Source organism: Spongiimicrobium sp. 3-5 (assembly GCF_046557915.1).
Lineage (GTDB): Bacteria > Bacteroidota > Bacteroidia > Flavobacteriales > Flavobacteriaceae > JBHEBG01.
Map to the genome: position 1 here is coordinate 528,973 of NZ_JBHEBG010000001.1, position 19,549 is coordinate 548,521.

Consider the following 19,549-nt stretch of genomic DNA (forward strand, 5'->3'; position numbering starts at 1 on the left):
TGCAATAAAAAGTTGCAAAAAATAAAATATAACTATAAGTTTGTTTCCTAAACTCTCAATACTCACTATTATGAAAAGAACACTTTTTTTACTACCAACCTTTTTGATAGTGCTTTTTGCCCAAGGCCTTTTTGGGCAATCAGTGACCATATCAGGAACGGTGACCGGGGATGACGGACCACCACTTCCAGGGGCCACTATTCTCATTAAGGGATCGGCTACCGGAGGCGTTTCGGATTTCGATGGTAATTTCAGTATTTCCACTACGGATACTACTGGAAAGACGTTAGTTATCAGTTATCTCGGTTACAAAACCGCAGAGGTAGCCCTTACGGGTGGAGACCAAACAGTTACCGTATCATTAGGCGTTGATTCCAACGCCCTGGATGAGGTAATCATTGTAGGTTCATCCATAACGCAGTCCAGAAAAAAACTGGGGAATGCCATTACCACGGTAAAATCCGCAACTTTGGTGAAAGCTGCTCCTGTTAATGTAACTACATCTTTACAAGGAAAGGTGCCAGGTGCACAAATTACCCAGAACTCGGGTGATCCTGCAGGTGGTTTTTCCATACGATTAAGAGGTCCAAGTACCATTCAAGGGTCTTCGGAACCCCTTTATGTGATCGATGGTGTAATTACAAGTAATCTTACCACCAACGTAACCAATTTAAACGTCAGCGCTGGGGATGCCCAACCTGGGCAGAACAGAATGGTAGATTTTAACCCTAACGACATAGAAAATATAAATATATTGAACGGTTCGGCCGCTGCCGCAATCTATGGGTCGCGGGCATCCAACGGAGTAGTTGTGATCACTACAAAAAAAGGACGGAATTTTGAAGATGGCCCCGAGCTATTCTTTAAGACCACATTCAATGTAAATACCATACGCAAAAAGCTAGACCTTAACCTTAGGGGTGAAGAATTTGAAACTGTTCCCGACGGTGCCTTAGCAGGTAGGTTATGGCCCATTTTTGGTTTTGATCCCGTGGAAAATACGGCAACACCATTTTTGTTTTTATCTTCGGACAAGTTTTCTACCACAAGATATGATTATCAGGACGATATTTTCCATACCGGTTTTGGAACGGACAACTTCTTTTCTATACGGGATGGTAATGAAAAAATGAGCTACTTTGGATCAGTGGGGTACCTAAACAATGAGGGTATCATAAAGAATACAAAATACCAACGTTTTTCCGCCAGGTTAAACTTTAACCACCAGTTGGCCGATTGGATATCCTATGACCTTGGATTATTCTTCTCTAGTGGAAAATCTGATGAAAAGCCAGACGGCAACGTATTTTGGAGTCCCATAAATTCGGTAAATATTACCAACAACACTTTTGATCTGTCTCAAAGGGATGCCAATGGAAACCTACTGGCGGTAGAAAGATCTAGGGTAAACCCATTGACCATTATCGAAGAATTTGATATTACCCAAGAAGTAAATCACTTTGTGCCAAGTTTGCACGTTAAGATAAACCCGATCGAAGGACTTACCATTGATCAAATATTGGGTGTGGATACCTACAACCAAAAAGGAAACATTTTTATTCCGGTATATCCTTATGAAAATGTTAACCCTGCCTATTTCAATGATGGTTATATTGGCAGTTCCGAGGCAAAGGTATTTAACTGGAACTACGATATTAACGCGGTCTATGACATTGACATTTCTGAAACTCTTAATTCCAGAACAACAGCAGGCTATAGTTTTCAATCCAGTGATTTGGAGTTCGATGCTTCTCAAGGTAGGGCGTTGGATGCTTCCAACGTTCCGGCTACGGAATTACAAAGTTTCCCCGTGGATTCTAAGCTTCAGATCTTTGGTGTTTTTCTTCAAGAAACACTCTCTTACAGTGATAAACTGTTCCTTACATTGGCAGGCCGTATAGATGGTGCCACCAATTTTGATGTGGACAATCGGACAAATTTTTATCCAAAAGTCTCTGGCTCCTACGTGCTCTCCAACGAACCCTTCTGGAATACGGAAGGCTTCTTAAATTCTGCAAGAATAAGAGCTTCTTATGGAGAAGCAGGTAACCTAACCGCCATATCTCCTTTTGCCAGATTTGGAAGCTTCAATCCAAACGATTTCCTAGGATCCTCCACTTTGCAACAAAGTGGTAGTCTGGGGAATGATGATTTGGCCGTAGAAAGAATGAAGGAATTTGAAATAGGTACAGACCTCAGCTTTTTTAACAATAGGGCGTCTATCCTATTTACCTATTACAATCAAAATATAGAAGATCTAATAGTAGATCGTGTTCTTGCCCCTTCAGTTGGTGGTGCAAGTAGAATAGAGAATGTAGGTGCCATGGAAAATAACGGTATCGAGTTTTACGCTAGGGTTACCCCAGTGAAAACCGAAGATATCACTTGGGATCTTAATTTCAACTTTAGCAGAAACCGAAATAAAGTAACAGAGACCAATGTTGGCGATGTTTCCATTGCCACGGTTTCCGGAGCAAGTCCGGTTGTTAGGGAAGGGGAGCCTTTAGGAGTCTTCCAAGGAACCTATTTTGCAACCGATGACAACGGCGAACTAATCTTGACCGGCCCTTCTACTACTGGCGTGGCACAAGGTGTTCCACAAGTAGAGCGAGGAAACCTAGATACGGGAGAGCCTATGCGAGATGCCAATGGCCAACCCACCGGAGATGTACTAAGAAGGGTAATAGGTGACCCAAATCCTGATTATATTTTAGGTGTAGGAACGGATTTTACCTATAAAAACTTCTCTTTTTCCATGTTATGGGAAGCAGTACAAGGTTTTGATGTTTTTGATGCGGACAAGAGAACTCGCCAAGGTGTGGGTCTTGGAAGACTTGCCGAACAAGAATTAACAGGGGAACTGCCCAGGGGTTATATTGCAGGTATTTATCCTATAGAGGCATTTAGGATAGAAGATGGTTCTTTTGTTAAATTAAGGGAGGTTGCGCTAACCTACCAGTTTCCTTCTCTCTTCAATGATACCTTAAAAAATGTAACCATATCACTTATTGGAAGAAACCTATTTTCTATTGACGACTTTTTCAGTTACGATCCGGAAACCAATGCTGGTGGACAATCTAACCTTTTAAGAGCTGTTAATTTTGGAAACGTTCCTATTCCAAGCACTTTTGCTTTATCAGTAAGCACTAACTTCTAAAATACAATCATGAAAAAAATAATAAAAATAGTTGCACTTGGTATCTTTATGATGCACATATCTGCCTGTGACAAAGTGTTTTTGGATCCCAATTCCACTTTAGAACCAGACCTAGTTGGCAATACGCCCAACCTCATTAGACTTATAAATGGGGTACAGCAGCGGTGGAGTACAGATCGAAGTGGTATTCTGTATACAAAGACACATCTTTCTGGCCTTAATACAGGTGAATTAAGATTACTGAACCCGGGTAACGGGGCAGAGAACGAGATTCTTCTTGGCGGTAACAATATAAACGGTGGTAATGACATATTGAAAAATATTTGGACCAACGCCATGTTAACCCGCAAAGAAGCAACTACTGTAATTACCTTGGCGGACAGTGACGGAGTGGATGCCTCTACGGCAAATTCACTAAAAGCTTATTCGCTGTTTTACAGGGCTTTGGCTCACGGTACATTGGTAGAGTTTTTTGAAAGTATCCCTTTGGAGATCATTGATAATGCATCTTTTGTAGACCGTGTAGCGGTTTTACAAAATGCCATTGCGGATCTACAAGAAGCACAAGGTTACATAAGTTCCGGTCTATCATCCGAAGTCACTTCAGGAGTTTTTAGCTCTGTTGACTTAGGGAATTCCGTGAACGCCTTATTGGCCAGGTTCAATCTAATGGCAGGTAATTATGATGCTGCCATTACTGCTGCAAATGCAGTAGATTTAAGTGTGCAATCGGTCTGGGAATTTGATGCAGCAGTTCCAAATCCATTGGCCTTTTGGTTTGAATCACAAAACGTTACACAGGCAAGGGATCTAACCTTTGGCCTACCCGACGATTTGCTGCCCGATACTGATGATGAAAGAATTCCCTTTTACATTACGGCGGAAGATTTTACCGTTCCAAACCCCGATTTTCAGATTGTAGGGTTCTACGTGGATGATCTAGACGACATTCCCGTTTATCTGCCAGGTGAAATGCTTTTGATAAAAGCGGAGGCCTATGCCAGAAATAATGATTTGGTCAATGCCGTTACCGAATTAAATAATGTGCTTACCAAAACATCCGCAACAGATGCTTTTGGTTTGGGGGCCAATCTTCCCGCATATGCCGGCGCATTGACACAACAGGCCATTTTGGATGAAATCTATAAAAACAGGCGTGTAGAATTGTACTTAACAGGGGCTGCCCTAGAAGATAGTAGAAGGTTTGGTAGACCGGGGCCAACAGAAGCCGATGCAGAAAGAAACAGAAATTTTTATCCCTATCCTAATGATGAAAGGGACAATAACACCAACACTCCGGCAAACCCTTCAACATAAATTTAGGGTGCTGTCTACAAAAAGTTTGAGTTAGTTTTAGTTTTAGTTTGAGTAAGTGAATGCGTTCTGGGCAACAATACTGTTGCCCCGAGTGCAGCACTCATACATTAAACGAATAGACCATATGACAAGAGTAGCAACAGGGTTGGACATATTGTTTGAAGACCACGATTTAAAAAGCAAGTATCCGGGAAATGTTGCTTTACTGTGCCATAATGCTTCAGTAAATGCAGCATGCACACACGCTGCATTTAAGTTTAAGGAAATCTTTGGCCCAAAATTCATCAAAATGTTTGGGCCTCAGCATGGGTTTTCTACAGATGCACAGGATAATATGATCGAAACAGACCATACCATCCATCCCTTTTTCAATATTCCTGTATATTCTCTTTACTCCGAAACACGCGTGCCAGATGATGATATGTTGGCAGACATAGACCATTTTTTTATCGACTTGCAAGATATAGGGTGCAGAATGTATACTTATGTTTATACGCTTACCCTTCTTTTGGAAAAATGTGCGGACAAGGATATTGAACTAATTGTATTGGACCGGCCCAATCCCGTAAACGGTATAGACCTTGAAGGCAATACTTTGGATTTGGAATTTGAATCTTTTATAGGCCGCCATCCATTACCCGTAAGGCACGGTCTTACCATTGGCGAATTGGCACTTATGCATCAGGAATTCTGGGCAAAATCCAAAGCAAACATGAAGGTTGTACAAATGAAGCATTGGAAACGCGAAATGTACTTTGAAGACACCAAATTACCTTGGCTCTTACCTTCACCCAATATTGCAAGAGCCCAAAGCGCACTTACTTTTCCCGGCATGGTGCTTTTTGAGGGGACTATTTTGAGCGAAGGTCGAGGTACCGTGCAGCCTTTAGAGGTAGTTGGACATCCAAAAATTAAACCCTTTGCTTTTTACGCTACCCATTTAAAAGACGTGATAAAAAATTCCGATTTACAGGGGTTTGCTTTACGTCCTATGACCTTTCTTCCCACCTTCCATAAATATTCAGACTGGGTCTGCGGCGGGTTCCAGCTACATATAACTGATAGAAGTATCTGCAAGCCATGGAGAATTGGCCAACTTTTACTTAGGGAGTTGTACCGCTATTTGGAAGGCGATTTTAAGTGGATAGATCCTCCCTATGAATATAATTATACCCATATGCCGATAGATATCCTTAATGGCACCGACAAACTAAGATATTGGGTAGAAGGTAACGAACCCCTAGAAGCTTTAAACGATTTTGAACAGTTGGATGCCTATAAAATGCAACTCAATACAGTAAAGCTGTATTAGACTGCACGTTTCTTGGCTAAAACATAAACAATAACAATTTGAGCCCAATACTGGTCTTTTCGGTAATCGCAATCTATTTTGTCATCCTTATGGTAATCTCTTATTTTACCTCAAAAGGTAGGAGCGACGAATCATATTTTACCGGAGACCGGCAGTCACCCTGGTTTTTGGTTGCCTTTGGTATGGTCGGTGCCGGACTCTCTGGTGTCACCTTCGTTTCCGTGCCGGGGATGGTCTCTAATAATAGTTTCTACTTCTACCAATTTATACTGGGCAACGTTGTAGGTTATCTATTTATTACTTTCATTTTAATACCACTTTATTATAAATTAAAACTGGTATCCATCTACGGCTATTTAGAAGATAGGTTCGGGACCAAAACGTACAAAACCGGATCTTTGTTCTTTCTTGTCTCACAATCCTTTGGTGCTGCACTGCGTTTGCTACTTGCGGCCAAGATTCTTCAATTTGCATTTTTCGATGCATTGGGGGTTCCATTTTTTGTAACGGTAATCATTATCTTAGCCCTTGTATGGTTATACACCAACAAATCTGGTATTAAAACCATTGTTTGGACAGACACCATGCAGACCATTTTCCTAATATCTGGTGCAGTCATCACAATTTATTCCATTACAGTATCGCTAGACCTTTCAATGTCCGAAGCTGTTCGGCAAGTTACAAGCCATAAGTACTTTGAGGTTTTTAACTGGGAAGGCAAGTCTAACAATAACTTTTATAAGCAGTTTGTAGCCGGTATTTTAATCGCCGTTGCCATGATGGGGCTAGATCAGAACATGATGCAAAAAACACTTACCTGCAAAAATCGTTGGGATGCTCAAAAAAATACGCTTACCTATAGTATGATCTTGGCAATAACACAGTTTCTTTTCTTAGGGCTGGGAATATTGCTGTATATCTATGCCGAAAACCATAACATTTCATTGCCCATAGGCGAAAACGGACAGTTTTTGGATACGGACACCTTATTTCCAAATCTGGCCCTGAACCATTTAGGGGTTCTGGCCGGTGTTAGTTTCCTCTTAGGAATAATTGCAGCCTCATTTTCTAGTGTAGATTCTGCATTAACGGCATTAACAACCTCGTTTACTTATGATTTTCTAGACATTTCCCGAAAATCGAGCTCGGAAAAGAAAGCCCTGAAAAATAAAGTGTTGGTTGGGTTCTCGTTTATTGTCTTTACCATCATTATGCTGTTTCAGAATAGCCGTGGTGATGTCATATCCTTAATCTTTAACGTAGCAGGTTACACCTACGGACCGCTCCTAGGGCTATATCTGTTTGGTATGTTTTCCAAGATAAATATCAAGGACAAGTTTGTGCCATTGGTATGTTTATTGGCTCCTCTGGTAACATATGCTTTAAGCGTTTACTTTAAAGAGACTTACCAATTTGATTTCGGATTCATAAACATAGCGGTCAATGCAGTACTTACGATAATAGGTCTAATAATCATCAAAAGAAAATAAATGGCTTTTTCAAAACCAACCACAGAACAGTCATCTAGATATGACGATCTGGAAAAAATGACAACTATAGAATTATTGACCAACATTAACAATGAGGACAAAAATGTGCCCCTAGCTTTGGAAAAGGCTATTCCGAATATTCAAAAATTTGTAGATATTACCGTATCCAGAATGAAAGAAGGGGGAAGGTTGTTCTATCTGGGAGCCGGCACCAGTGGCAGATTGGGCGTGCTAGATGCTTCGGAATGTCCTCCAACATTTGGTGTTTCCAGTGATTGGATCATTGGATTAATAGCCGGTGGAGACATAGCCTTACGTAGAGCGGTAGAAAATGCCGAGGACGACCCGGAACAGGCTTGGAAAGATCTTCTAGAATTTGGGATAAACCAAAAAGACGTGTTGTTGGGAATAGCCGCTTCGGGCACTACACCTTACGTAATCGGTGGGCTAAAAATGGCCAAGCAACACTCGGTAGTTACAGGTGGTATTTCTTGCAACGAGAACTCTCCCTTGACCCAGGAAGCCGACTTTCCCATTGAGCTGATCGTAGGCCCAGAATTTGTTACCGGAAGTACAAGGATGAAGGCCGGAACTTCACAAAAACTGGCTTTGAACATGATTTCTACCGCAGTGATGATAAAGTTGGGCAGGGTACTTGGCAATAAAATGGTAGACATGCAATTATCCAATAAAAAATTAACGGATAGAGGCGTTAAAATGCTAATGGAAGAGCTTCAAATAGAGGAGGAAATTGCAAAAAAATTATTGTCCAAGCACAAAAATGTACGGGAAATATTGGATATTTTCAGAACAAAACTTGGTCAATAATCAATATTTTATATCCGCTTAAGCATTTAAACTTTTTAAAATCCCAACCTCCAAACCTCTCAATTCTGCCAACCCCCTCAATCTACCTATTCCGGAATAGCCCGGATTTGTTTTTTTGTGAAGGTCGTCTAGCATTTGATGTCCGTGATCTGGCCGCATTGGAATTGCAGCATCTTTTCTTCCTTCCGATACTCTTTTTTGCTGCTCTATAAGCACTTCCTTTACTATGCTGTACATATCTACATCACCTTCCAAATGGTTGGCTTCATAAAAGTTTCCTTGTGCATCGCGTAGTGTACTCCTTAAGTGTAAAAAATGTACCCTATCTGCAAAGCGCCTGAAAATTTGGACAAGGTTATTATCTTCCCTTACCCCCAAAGAACCTGTGCAAAAAGTAATTCCGTTGGCCCTATAGGGTACTTTTTCAAAGATATGGGCGTAATCTTCCTCGGTACTCACCACTCTAGGCAATCCCAAGATGGGGAAAGGAGGATCATCTGGATGAATACACATTAGAACATTATTTTGGTTGGCCGTAGGGATTATTTCCTCTAAAAATTTTACTAGATGGGTTCTAAACAGGTTTGCATCAATATGGTTGTACGTATCTAGAATTTCCTGAAATTGGTTTAGGGCATATCCCTCCTCGGCACCAGGCAATCCGGCAATTATACTTTTTACAAGCTTTGTTTTTTGTGATTCGGTAAGCGTTTCAAAGTACTCTTTGGCCGCTTTTTGTTGCGATTTAGAATAGCTACTTTGAGCTTTTGGTCTTTTTAAAAGGTATATTTCAAAGGCTGCAAATTCCGTAACGTCAAAACGAAGTGCCTTAGAACCGTCGGCTACCTCAAAGTCTAGCGAGGTCCGGGTCCAATCCAACACCGGCATAAAATTGTAGCAGACCACATGTATACCACATTTTGCCAAGTTCTGAATACTTGTCTTGTAGTTGGCAATATAAGTCTCGAACATTCCGGTTCTCGTTTTAATTGCTTCATGTACCGGTACACTTTCAACCACGGACCATTTTAGGCCGCTATCTTCTATTTCTTTTTTGCGCTTATTAATTTCGGCTACCGTCCATATTTCTCCATTGGGAATATGGTGCAGGGCGGTAACAATACCTGTTGCCCCAGCTTGCTTTATATCGCTTAGCGAAACCGGATCCTTGGGCCCGTACCACCTCCATGTTTGTTCCATTTTCATTTTCAAAATAACTATTTGTAATTTTTATACTCCGCTAAATGCGCTGAATCCACCATCAATGGGCACTATGGCACCCGTAACAAAGGAGGAGGCGTCACTAATGAGCCAATGCACGGCTCCGTTTAGTTCGTCAGAATTTCCAAAACGTTTCATTGGTGTGTTGCTAATAATTGTACGTCCCCTTTCTGTATAGCTTCCGTCCGGGTTGGTCAATAATGATTTATTTTGATTGCCTATAAAGAACCCGGGAGCTATGGCATTGACCCGGATACTCCCATCAAATTTAATGGCCATTTCGGTAGCCATCCATTTAGTAAAATTCTCTATTGCCGCCTTTGAAGCCGAATAGCCCACAACCCTGGTAATTGCTTGGGAGGCCGCCATTGAAGAAACGTTGATGATACATCCCTTGCCGTTATGGGCAATGGCCTCTCCGAAAACCAATGAGGGCAATACCGTGCCGTCTAGATTTAACTCTGAAACTTTTCTAAAATCTCCCATATTAAGGTCAAAAACTGTTTGATCTTCCCTTATAGTAGCTCCTGGGACATTGCCTCCGGCGGCATTGATAAGCACATCTATCTTGCCCCATCTTTTCAAGATTTGGGCTTTTGCATTTTCCATATCATTTTTGTCCAACACGCTTCCAGATATACCAATAATGTCCGAACTAATCGGGGTTAGTTCCTGCAGTCTTTTCTCTACGCTTGCAGGTCGCCGTCCAAGTACTGCTATCTTAACCCCAAAAGATGCAAGATAGGTAGCCATACTACCTCCTAAAACGCCAGTGCCTCCGGTAATTACAATTACCTTTTCCGAAATGTTGAATAGGTCTGTTTTACCCATTTACCCTATTTTCTTTATAACTCGAAATCTCAAGGTTTGTATTTGCCAATTGCGAGTAAGTTTATGACTGAGTTGGCAATTAAAATTTGCCCCGTGATTACAATTATCCTTTGTAAATTATTTTATCGTTGTACATGGCGTCTAAACCCATTTGTACCGCATTGGAAACCTTGGCGCCAGAAATTGCATCCGATGCCGGGCGCGTGTTGTTAATGATATTGTCTTTAAAATCAATCAAGGCTTGCTTGCTGGGATCTGCATGATCTACTTCTATGGGAATACCTTTGCCCTGATCCCACTTTACCGTGGCACCCGCTACGCCATCCACTTCTCCCAATTCCTTTTCATAACTCCCTTCGGGGTAAAACCAAGCCTTTGTATAATCTAAAATAATAGTGCCTTTATCGCCCATCACTTTAATTTTATAATCGTCCTTGGCATTGCTGGTTAGGCAAGAGAATTTTGCTTTTACCCCTTTAGGATAACTATAAATAAGATGGATATTATCGTAGGTTTCCCGACCATCTTTCCAGTAATCTATGCCTCCTACTCCCATTACCTTATCGGGAACAGCCTCTAACACCCAGTTGACAAAGTCTATTTGATGTGAACACAATTCTGCCACTAAACCTCCCGAAAATTCCCTGTACATCCTCCAATTGATAAGTTTTTCCAACTTGGGATCTGGCACTTGTCTTCGCCAGTTGCCATTTCTGTTCCACTGGCAATCAAAGGCCGTTATCTTTCCTATTTTTCCGCTTTTGATTAATGCTACTACATGGGTGTATAATCTTGAACTATGGTATTGATGGCCAGTCTGAAAAATATTTTTTGAGGCCGCGACCCGATCTACTAATTTTTGTGTGTCGCCATAACCTTTGGCCATGGTTTTTTCGCAGAAGACATGTTTGTTTGCGTCCAAAGCCGCTATAGCTATCTCCGAATGTGTGTTAAAAGGTGTGGCTACCAAAACTGCGTCTATATCGGAGTTATCCAACAACGCTTTGTAGTCTTTATACCCTTTGGCCTTATTGTTTGTTTTGCCCAGCCCATTTTCCAATCTAAACGGTATTATATCGCAGCACGCAATAATGTTCAGCTGCTTTATCTGATTTATTAGAGGGATTAATCCGCTTCCTCTGTCACCAGTACCGATAATTCCTAGGTTGATAGGGTCGTTATTGCCAAAGGGCTGCCACATTGCACCGAAGGACACTGAAGGAATAACGGCCGTTGCAGAGGCCATTCCACTTTTGATCATAAAATCCCTTCGTTTCATAGATTGTCCATTATAGTTTTGGCTCCCACCCGTCTTGGTATTCTCGTTTCCAACCTTTCATAGCCTTGTCGTTGTGCAACACTTTTCCGGTAGTTGAGTCAATGTTTAAGGTTTCCCCTGCATCTTGTGCCATATTACCAAGGTGGCAAAGCATTGTAGAAATGCTGGCATCCTTAATATCGGCATGTAAAGATTTGTCTTCCCTAATGGCATCAAAAAAATTGGCTACATGTGACACATCCAAACTACCATCTCCCCTTGTATTTGTTGTTGCACTAACAGCCTGCTCAAACTCAAATTTAATAGGTGTCCCATCTAAGGCATATAATTTATAAAAATTTCTGCTTAATTCTATTATTCCTTTGCTGCCGTAAATTGTGGCGCCTCGTCCGGGTTGCCTGGGTTGTATTACTCCCCGGCTATGCCCTGTCCAAGTTATGAATTTATTGTTATCGAACTTATAAGTCACCTGTTGGTTGTCTGGAAATTCCCAATCGTCCTGATAGGTATATTTTCCACCAAAAGAAGTAACGCTCTTAGGTAAATCTACCCCTAAGGCCCAACGACAGATATCTATTTCGTGCGTGCCGTTGTTATGTATTTCCCCAGTTCCCCAGTTCCTAAACCAATGCCAGTTGTAAGGGTGTACGTTATCTTTATAGTCCTTTCTTGGTGCCGGGCCCTGCCATAATTCCCAATCCAAGGTTTTGGGAACCTCAACCTTATTACCGATACCTATAGACCCACGGTTGTTGGAATAATACGCTTCTCCTTTATAAACCTCACCAATAATGCCTTCTCTTATTTCTTTGACTCCCAAAATTGAGGTTCTTGCGGATCTTTGCTGATTACCCATCTGTACTTTTTTATTGTACTTTTTCTGGGCAGCTACCAACAACTGGTTTTCATGAGGGTTGTGACTACACGGCTTTTCTACGTAAACGTGTTTCCCCGCCTGCAAGGCTAAAATGGCCATTGGCGCATGCCAATGTTCCGGGGTGGCTATAAAAACGGCATCTACATCCTTATCCTCCAATATTTTTCTAAAATCCTTTTCTACTTTAGGGACATAACCAATGTTCTCCTGGCACCATACATTATGAGCCTCAATAATGGTATCGTCCACATCACAATTATAGAGAATTTTTGCATTCTTATCTTGGTGAATGGCTATTACGTGCGATTTTGCCCTACTTCTAACACCAATGACCGCTACATTTAAATGATCGTTTGCGCCTATAATTCTTCCGTATCCCATGCTTGGCAATACCATGCCCCCCATACTTAATGCAACAGTGCCTGCACTGGTCTTTTTAATAAAATTCCTTCTTGTTGTCATTGGTTATTCTTTTATAATTGATTTTATCTTGATATTTTTAAAGGAAACCCTATCTCCATGATCTTGCAGTAGGATATGACCTTTATTTCCCTCGCCAAAATTTGGCCATTTGGCATATTTACTTTCGGATACCAACTTTAGATAGTCTTCACTCTTTCGTTCGTATTCTAGCACCTTCATACCGTTTAACCAATGTTCTACATGATTATCCTTGGAAACAATATGGGCACTGTTCCATTCCCCTACCGGATTCATCGGTTTGTTGGGGTTGGCCATAATTAAATCATAAAGTGATGCAACTGTTCTGCTCCCGTCATGATTTCCCAATTTAGCATCGGGGTGTACCGCGTCGTCCAATATCTGATATTCCAACCCTATGGAAGAACCTGGGCCTTTATTGAGATCGGTGTCCACATAATATTTAATGCCGCTATTGGCGCCTTTGGTAATTTTAAAATCGACCTTAAGTTCAAAATCCCCAAACAATTCTTTGGTGACAATATCCCCTCCTGCTGTGGATTCTTCGCCTCCCGAAGATAAAACAGTAAGTTCTCCCTGGGTAATTTCCCAACCCTGCTCAGGAAATTCGTCCAATTTGGCACCTCGCCAACCCGCTATGGTTTCTCCATCCCACAATAATTGCCAGCCATTTTTCTTTTCATCTATGGTTAACTTGTTTTTAGTAACTATAGGGGTTAGCGGCGATTTTCTTGAGTATTTGGACAGCTCCCCAGTTAGTATTCTAATATTTTTCCAAATGATTTCCGTGCCTTCTTTTTTATCTTCTCCGATACTATGCACCTGCAAACCAATAAACCCGCTAGCCGTCTTATCATCTATTAAAAATGCTGCTGGCACTTGGTTGATCCAGGTTTTTATAGTGTCTCCTATGGCTTCTATCCGATAATGGTTCCACTCGTTCTGCTTAAACGCTTTTTGTGCTTCCTGATTATCCGTCAAAGGGTTTAGCCAACCTCTTCTAGACTCATCATAAATGCCCGCGCTCCATGCCCGTTCCGAAGGATCTATTTCTACTTGATAGCCATGTACCCTTCCATCCAAATAATGGGGTAGGCTATTGCTGCGTATTTGAATTCCCGAATTCATTGTGGAGTCTACCTTGTAATCTAGCTCCAAAATAAAATCCCCATACATTTTATTAGAGCACAGAAAAGTGTTGGGAGTATTCTTTATTGTTTTACCAACTATGCTGTTATTTCTTATTTCATATGGGGCATTACCCCCTTTTACAGACCACCCATTAAAGGTCTTGCCGTCAAATAGCGTCTCCCATGGCGTCTCGTCTTTCTTTGTTTCCATACAGCTAGTCAAAATAAACAGGAAAAGTAATGCCTGTATTTTGCTAGTGCCCATCCGTGTTCTTAGCTTCATTTATGCCCAATTTTAGTTATAAATTTTATTTAAAGATGTTTAGCCCATTTCTCAGGGCCAACAAATATGAAAAAGCCCCGTAAATATTATATCGTGTGCGTACACAAAACTAAAAAATATTTTCTATTAAATGGTGTTTATTCATTTAATTATGAATAATTCGTGTGCGTACACTAAAACTTTTATATTTATAATATCGAAACAGGATTGAGCGTGAAAACAATTAAAGATATCGCAGAAGAGGCACAAGTGTCCACAGGTACTATAGACCGGGTGCTTCATAACAGGGGCGGTGTTTCCAAAAAGACCGAAGAGAAAGTAAAACGGATCCTTAAAAAGAATGATTTTAAAATTAACGCTATTGGCAGGTCCCTGGCATTGAACAAAACAATTAAGATTGCCACTTTGATTCCAGAATTTGATTCCGAGAATGTTTTTTGGAAAGCTCCTCTACAAGGAATAAACAAAGCACAGGAGGAGGTGGGCATCTTTGGGGTAGCGGTGCAAAACTTTCCTTTTGATCAATTTATGATATCATCTTACCAAAAACAGTTTGAAGCGCTGCTGGCCACCGAACCGGATGGCGTTGTAATTGTACCGACCTTTCAAATGGAAACCCGTCAAATTGTATCAGAACTTGAAGAAAAAGGTATCCCCTATATTTTTTTCAATATAGATTTAGAAGGTTTTAACAACATCTCCTTTATTGGACAAGACTCTTATATGAGTGGTTATTTGGCCGGAAAACTGATGTGCTTATGTATAAATCCCCGTGCTTCCGTGCTAATTATACAGACAAGGGCCAATATAGACAACAACCATTCTTTTTCTAAGCGAATTGCGGGTTTTGCGGATTACTTTTCGGAAAACAAGCTTGACATAAACTGTATAAAAGCCAATATTATTAATCTAAACAATGCGAATGAAGTAATGGAAAAGCTAAGGTCTATCCTTACCAAAAACCCTAGCATAAAAGGAATTTTTGTGCCCAGCAGCAGAGTTTCAATATTTGCAAAAGCCCTGCAGCAAATGGATAAAAATGGATTATCGCTCATTGGCTTCGATGGCACCGAGCAAAATGTAAACCATTTAAAAGCCGGGGAAGTAGCTTTTCTTATTTCTCAAAAACCCTATGAGCAAGGTTATAATGCCATAAAAGTAATGACAGGGTACCTTACCGAAAAAAAACTTCCGGCATCTAAAATTTATTCTCCAATGGAAATCTTGACCAAGGAAAACGTTTCTTATACTTAGAAATTTTTTTTCTAATTTAGGCCCCCGAAACGCTATGTTCTTCGTTGCTTTTTTTAACGATTTCCGTCATGGATATACCCAACTTCTTTAATTCCTCAAGTATAGGGGCGTAAATCGATTTTTGAACTGGGATTTGAACCTCCTTCACATCAATCCTTACCTAAACGATCCTTTTTAAGATAAAGCTATTTCGGTAACCTTACTCCGCGCAAGCTAAATGAACATGGCTTAACGAAAAGAAAAACCAAACAATTAGGTAGCTTTTTTACCTCACGAGAAATTCTTCCTGTTCAGTTGATCTTTCGTTTTTTGAACCACAAATCTTCCAGGCTCAGGTTTAAAGTTATCATATGGTAATTTTCCTGGATCAGGACATTTTGAATTTGTCCTCTGGAACCGTAACCATACGACAGATTAAGTAACGAATTGGTTCCTGCTCTCATAGGAATACCTATCCCCGTAGTAAAGCCAAAACCATCTATTTTTGTATCGCCGATATCCAAATATCCGTTGTCGTAGTTAAAACCCGCCCTATAACGGATTCGATCTTTATATTTAAAGCTTTTGGCATCTTTTAAGTATTCTAGGCCAATGGCATAAATATCCTGATCGGCATAGTCCCCTATATTTTCCTGCTGTCCTGTAGCGTTCCAATAGTTCTTTTTATAATCTGCGCTGACCGTCCACGAATCATAGAGTTTGGCACTTATCCCAAAGCCTAGTTCCAAGGGCATCTCAAAATTGGCCGCTTCATCACTCTCATTGTCTTCCACAGTAGTATCCAGATCAAACAAGCTTTTGACCACAGTGCGCTCTAGAGTCCCCCCCAAACTTGAAGGCAATTGTATTGTACTACCGATCGTAACATTTTTTAAAAGGTCGTATTGCATACCAAAGCCCAACCGCAGGCCATTGTAATTGGTAGTTTCCGTAGATTGAAATGTGCTGTTGCCCAATTCAAAGGATTCGTCTTCCGAAATACTTCCGAACAAAAGGGAGGCACTGAATCCTAGTCTTAGTCCATCTATAACTTCATAGCCAAGGTTTATTCGAAGGTCGTTCAATCCTCCCAGACCGCTTACGTTGCTCTCGAACGTTTGTTCAGATCCTTCAACATTGCTTCGAATACCAATAAGGGAATACCCTACATTGCTATATGGCACCATGGTAACGCCAGCTCCCAATCCCTCCGAAATGCGAAATGCTATTGCCAGATTAGAGAAGTTAAGATTTTGCTTTGTCTCACCATTGGCAGAATTACTATAGCTGTTATATTCTCCCTTAAGACCAACGTCATAGAAAAACGAGTTCGCCGGAATCAATGCATAGTTCGCCGGATTTAAATTGTTGATCTCTGTATGGGTCTTCAACCCAATACCGGTATGGCCCAATCCATTTGATTTTCCGATTCCTGTTTGGTTAATAACGCCCAAACCGTACAAGGAGTAGGGAGAGCTTGTCAACGCTTCGGCCTGCGCCAATCCGCTAAGTACGTTAAATATTAAACCGGTAAAAAGCAACAATGGTCTTTTATTCATCTTCATCATAAATAGCGTAAAGCAATTCTAAAGTGGTTTTATATTGGGTGCGGTCATCCCCGTTCAGTACAAAGCGATCTACCGTGGCGTCGTAATCTTCTGGTAATAGAATAAGCGCCTCTCCTGTATCTCTTTCTGCCAGAAACAACTTTTCTATATAGCTACCCAAAGGCACTTCATAGTAAATGTCATTGAACTCCTGGTTCTCCCTATTTAATAACGCTATTACGGGGACTTGCTGACCAATGAACAACTGTGCCGTTAAAATGTTGTTTTGGTCTACGATGAAAACTGACAAGCTGTCCTTTAATTTAAGTTCATCACCGTATGTTTGGGGCGCAGGGCTTATTTTCAATATGGCATCCAAAATGGCCCCATCACCCGGAATATCATATATTTTCTTAATGTGGGGGAATTGAATACGAGTAGCGATTCCTATACCGGATTGAATATAACTTTGGTTTTCCGAATCCGCACTCATCAGATTTATTTCCTGGTCCGTAAGAAGATTTAGGTATTCGTTGGGCTCTTCAGCGGTAACCCGATTAAAGAAAGGCAATGGTGATCCAGTGATGCTTATATCAATGTCCAGGTATTCTTGCACTCGTTCATTCTCTTCCGGAGTGCTGAAATAAAGGCGCACGTAGCTTTTTGACGATGAGGTGGAGAATCCTATTATGGCACCATCGTCCGCTTCGTCCGGTTGAACCGTTATTCCCTTAAAATATTCCCTAAATTCATCATCACTGTTGATTGTTTTGTTCTGCAACCTTGTAAAGAATTCCATACCAAGGTCATCGGAGAGTTTAATCGTTAGGGAATCCGTCCCCAAAGGTCTTGGGGTGAAGGTCAGCATTCCTAAATCCTCGGTTTTATAAGATACAACGCTGGTGTTGAAAAAATCTTCTCCACTAGGGGGCCTAAGTCTTTGATCAAGTTGCTTAACATGAATGGTATTGGATTGTAGCGTATCGTTGTAAAAATATCTGTCGAACCCTAAACCAAGTACAATACTGTCGTACTCCGCCTCCGCATCAATACTATATTCAGAAGGCAACAATTCCATGTAACTTTCGCAGCGCACCGTGCCAAAAACGGGATCGGTATATTTTCCCACCAACATTCTTAAGGACCGGGAGGTTATGATGCTATCAAACTTCATGGTAGATGTGGCCACCGTTAGCGTATCTATAAACACCAACCTAATATTGCTATCGGTAAACGTGTCCCCTGCCTCAAAATTAGAATCATTGAGGTCTTCTTCACTACAGGAAAGAAGTGCGATGATTATGGACATTGCCAAAAGAGGCCACCATAGTTGTAAGTTAGTTTTCATCTTCAGTTGTTTTGAGGCAAAAGTAGAACGCAAATACAGGCATCTACACGGGAATAGACCAATGCGGATTCTTTTAAGACCAACCCAAAAATTTTCACGACTAAAATTTAAACAGCGTTCGTAGATCAAAACGGCCCATTGATACGTTAAAAGCCCTGTTTGATATATTTAGTTTCTACTGTGGTAAGATGAACCATAGTTTCGGGGAAAATTTAAATCATATCAACAACTATAAATATGAAACGGATTACAGACAACTTAAAAATTGTATCGCTTATTGGCACGTCGCTTTTGTTCATGACCGGTTGCTCTAGCGATGAAGAAGATGAAGATCTGGGCAACTGGATCAATAGATCGGTGTTCGATGGTAGCCCCCGGAGCAGTATTTCGGGTTTTACGATAGACAATTTTGGATATATCGGAACGGGTTATGATGGGGACGATTATCTTGTTTCAACCTGGTCATATGATATAGATGGTGATTTCTGGTCCCAAAAGGCGGATTTTCCCGGAACACCTAGAAACGCAGCGGTAGGTTTTGAAGTAAACGGCAAAGGATATATTGGATCTGGTTATGATGGCGTGGACGAATTGAACGACTTTTATTCCTATGATCCCACCCAAAACACCTGGACGGAAATAACACCCTGCCCTGCTTCTCCACGAAGAAATGCCATAGCTTTTGGTATTAACGGATTTGGATATTTTGGTACGGGCTTCGATGGTGAAAACGATCGTAAGGATTTTTGGAGGTACGACCCCGCTTCGGACACTTGGACAGAGTTGATGGGTTTTGGCGGAAACAAAAGGCGAGCCGCTACTACCTTTATACTCGATAACAAAGTATACTTGGGAACAGGGGTTTCCAACGGCACTTATTTGGATGATTTTTGGGTATTTGACCCTTCCTCCGAAAGTTGGACAAAATTATTGGATTTGGATGATGACGACGATTATCAGATTGTTAGAAGTAATGCCGTAGGTTTTGCCCTTAACGGATATGGTTATATTGCTTGTGGCGAACGAAGTGGCCCTACAAATTCTGTTTGGGAGTATGACCCGGCGACCGACACATGGGAGGCTAAAACCGGTTTTGAAGGGGCCACCCGGCAAGATGCCATCGCATTTGCCAGCACCTCCAAGGCATTTGTAGGGCTCGGGAGGACCGGCAGCCTATATCTGGACGATCTGGACGAATTTTTTCCGTTTAGCGAGTACGATGAAGAAGACTAATGGGTTTTTTAATTGATGCTTT

The 19,549-nt window shown here is 41.2% G+C and carries 14 protein-coding genes; 7 read left to right on the top strand and 7 right to left on the bottom strand.

What is annotated here, in order from left to right; all coding sequences use genetic code 11:
* Positions 1 to 70 precede the first annotated feature (70 nt).
* The 5 genes from ACEQ81_RS02485 (at position 71) to murQ (ending at position 8,104) form a co-directional block, all read left to right on the top strand.
* On the top strand, positions 71 to 3,157 hold the full coding sequence (locus tag ACEQ81_RS02485) for a SusC/RagA family TonB-linked outer membrane protein (RefSeq protein WP_411029263.1): 3,087 nt from the start codon (positions 71 to 73) through the stop codon (positions 3,155 to 3,157).
* 9 nt (positions 3,158 to 3,166) lie between these two features.
* Positions 3,167 to 4,474, top strand: coding sequence for a RagB/SusD family nutrient uptake outer membrane protein (locus tag ACEQ81_RS02490; RefSeq protein ID WP_411029264.1), 1,308 nt, complete (start codon positions 3,167 to 3,169; stop codon positions 4,472 to 4,474).
* Between the two features lie 124 nt (positions 4,475 to 4,598).
* A complete protein-coding gene (locus tag ACEQ81_RS02495) occupies positions 4,599 to 5,786 on the top strand; it encodes a DUF1343 domain-containing protein (protein WP_411029265.1) in 1,188 nt (395 codons plus the stop codon).
* A 38-nt stretch (positions 5,787 to 5,824) separates the two neighbouring features.
* Positions 5,825 to 7,276: a sodium:solute symporter gene (locus ACEQ81_RS02500; protein ID WP_411029266.1), complete on the top strand. Its 1,452-nt coding sequence runs from the start codon at positions 5,825 to 5,827 to the stop codon at positions 7,274 to 7,276.
* Positions 7,277 to 8,104, top strand: coding sequence for an N-acetylmuramic acid 6-phosphate etherase (murQ, locus tag ACEQ81_RS02505; protein ID WP_411029267.1), 828 nt, complete (start codon positions 7,277 to 7,279; stop codon positions 8,102 to 8,104).
* Positions 8,105 to 8,122: 18 nt separating this feature from the next.
* Here the strand turns inward: murQ and uxuA are convergent, their stop codons facing one another.
* From uxuA to ACEQ81_RS02530, 5 genes are all read right to left on the bottom strand, one after another.
* The gene (gene uxuA, locus ACEQ81_RS02510) at positions 8,123 to 9,304 is read right to left on the bottom strand and encodes a mannonate dehydratase (protein WP_411030362.1); all 1,182 of its coding nucleotides are present in this window, start codon (positions 9,302 to 9,304) and stop codon (positions 8,123 to 8,125) included.
* Between the two features lie 30 nt (positions 9,305 to 9,334).
* Positions 9,335 to 10,156, bottom strand: coding sequence for an SDR family oxidoreductase (locus ACEQ81_RS02515; protein WP_411029268.1), 822 nt, complete (start codon positions 10,154 to 10,156; stop codon positions 9,335 to 9,337).
* Between the two features lie 103 nt (positions 10,157 to 10,259).
* A complete protein-coding gene (locus ACEQ81_RS02520; protein ID WP_411029269.1) occupies positions 10,260 to 11,435 on the bottom strand; it encodes a Gfo/Idh/MocA family protein in 1,176 nt (391 codons plus the stop codon).
* 10 nt (positions 11,436 to 11,445) lie between these two features.
* Positions 11,446 to 12,774: a Gfo/Idh/MocA family protein gene (locus ACEQ81_RS02525; protein ID WP_411029270.1), complete on the bottom strand. Its 1,329-nt coding sequence runs from the start codon at positions 12,772 to 12,774 to the stop codon at positions 11,446 to 11,448.
* Positions 12,775 to 12,777: 3 nt separating this feature from the next.
* Entirely contained in the window at positions 12,778 to 14,166 is a 1,389-nt protein-coding gene (locus tag ACEQ81_RS02530) for a DUF1080 domain-containing protein (RefSeq protein WP_411029271.1), read from the bottom strand.
* 213 nt (positions 14,167 to 14,379) lie between these two features.
* On the opposite strand from ACEQ81_RS02530, the gene ACEQ81_RS02535 reads away from it, so the two are divergent.
* Positions 14,380 to 15,420, top strand: coding sequence for a substrate-binding domain-containing protein (locus ACEQ81_RS02535; RefSeq protein WP_411029272.1), 1,041 nt, complete (start codon positions 14,380 to 14,382; stop codon positions 15,418 to 15,420).
* Positions 15,421 to 15,710: 290 nt separating this feature from the next.
* On the opposite strand, the gene ACEQ81_RS02540 is transcribed toward ACEQ81_RS02535, so the two are convergent.
* Positions 15,711 to 16,958 (bottom strand): OmpP1/FadL family transporter, encoded by a 1,248-nt coding sequence (locus ACEQ81_RS02540; RefSeq protein ID WP_411029273.1) that lies wholly within the window; start codon positions 16,956 to 16,958, stop codon positions 15,711 to 15,713.
* Entirely contained in the window at positions 16,951 to 18,294 is a 1,344-nt protein-coding gene (locus ACEQ81_RS02545) for a DUF4270 family protein (RefSeq protein WP_411029274.1), read from the bottom strand. Before ACEQ81_RS02545 ends, ACEQ81_RS02540 begins: the two co-directional genes overlap by 8 nt.
* 237 nt (positions 18,295 to 18,531) lie before the next feature.
* Here ACEQ81_RS02545 and ACEQ81_RS02550 point away from each other — a divergent pair, with 237 nt between their 5' ends.
* Positions 18,532 to 19,527, top strand: coding sequence for a Kelch repeat-containing protein (locus ACEQ81_RS02550; protein WP_411029275.1), 996 nt, complete (start codon positions 18,532 to 18,534; stop codon positions 19,525 to 19,527).
* Positions 19,528 to 19,549 lie beyond the last annotated feature (22 nt).

Bases quoted from the DNA above. Each gene is read 5' to 3' on its own strand.
- ACEQ81_RS02485 (WP_411029263.1), top strand. From the start codon at position 71: ATGAAAAGAACACTTTTTTTACTACCAACCTTTTTGATAGTGCTTTTT.
- ACEQ81_RS02490 (WP_411029264.1), top strand. From the start codon at position 3,167: ATGAAAAAAATAATAAAAATAGTTGCACTTGGTATCTTTATGATGCAC.
- ACEQ81_RS02495 (WP_411029265.1), top strand. From the start codon at position 4,599: ATGACAAGAGTAGCAACAGGGTTGGACATATTGTTTGAAGACCACGAT.
- murQ (WP_411029267.1), top strand. From the start codon at position 7,277: ATGGCTTTTTCAAAACCAACCACAGAACAGTCATCTAGATATGACGAT.
- uxuA (WP_411030362.1), bottom strand. From the start codon at position 9,304: ATGGAACAAACATGGAGGTGGTACGGGCCCAAGGATCCGGTTTCGCTA.
- ACEQ81_RS02515 (WP_411029268.1), bottom strand. From the start codon at position 10,156: ATGGGTAAAACAGACCTATTCAACATTTCGGAAAAGGTAATTGTAATT.
- ACEQ81_RS02520 (WP_411029269.1), bottom strand. From the start codon at position 11,435: ATGAAACGAAGGGATTTTATGATCAAAAGTGGAATGGCCTCTGCAACG.
- ACEQ81_RS02525 (WP_411029270.1), bottom strand. From the start codon at position 12,774: ATGACAACAAGAAGGAATTTTATTAAAAAGACCAGTGCAGGCACTGTT.
- ACEQ81_RS02530 (WP_411029271.1), bottom strand. From the start codon at position 14,166: ATGAAGCTAAGAACACGGATGGGCACTAGCAAAATACAGGCATTACTT.
- ACEQ81_RS02540 (WP_411029273.1), bottom strand. From the start codon at position 16,958: ATGAATAAAAGACCATTGTTGCTTTTTACCGGTTTAATATTTAACGTA.
- ACEQ81_RS02545 (WP_411029274.1), bottom strand. From the start codon at position 18,294: ATGAAAACTAACTTACAACTATGGTGGCCTCTTTTGGCAATGTCCATA.
- ACEQ81_RS02550 (WP_411029275.1), top strand. From the start codon at position 18,532: ATGAAACGGATTACAGACAACTTAAAAATTGTATCGCTTATTGGCACG.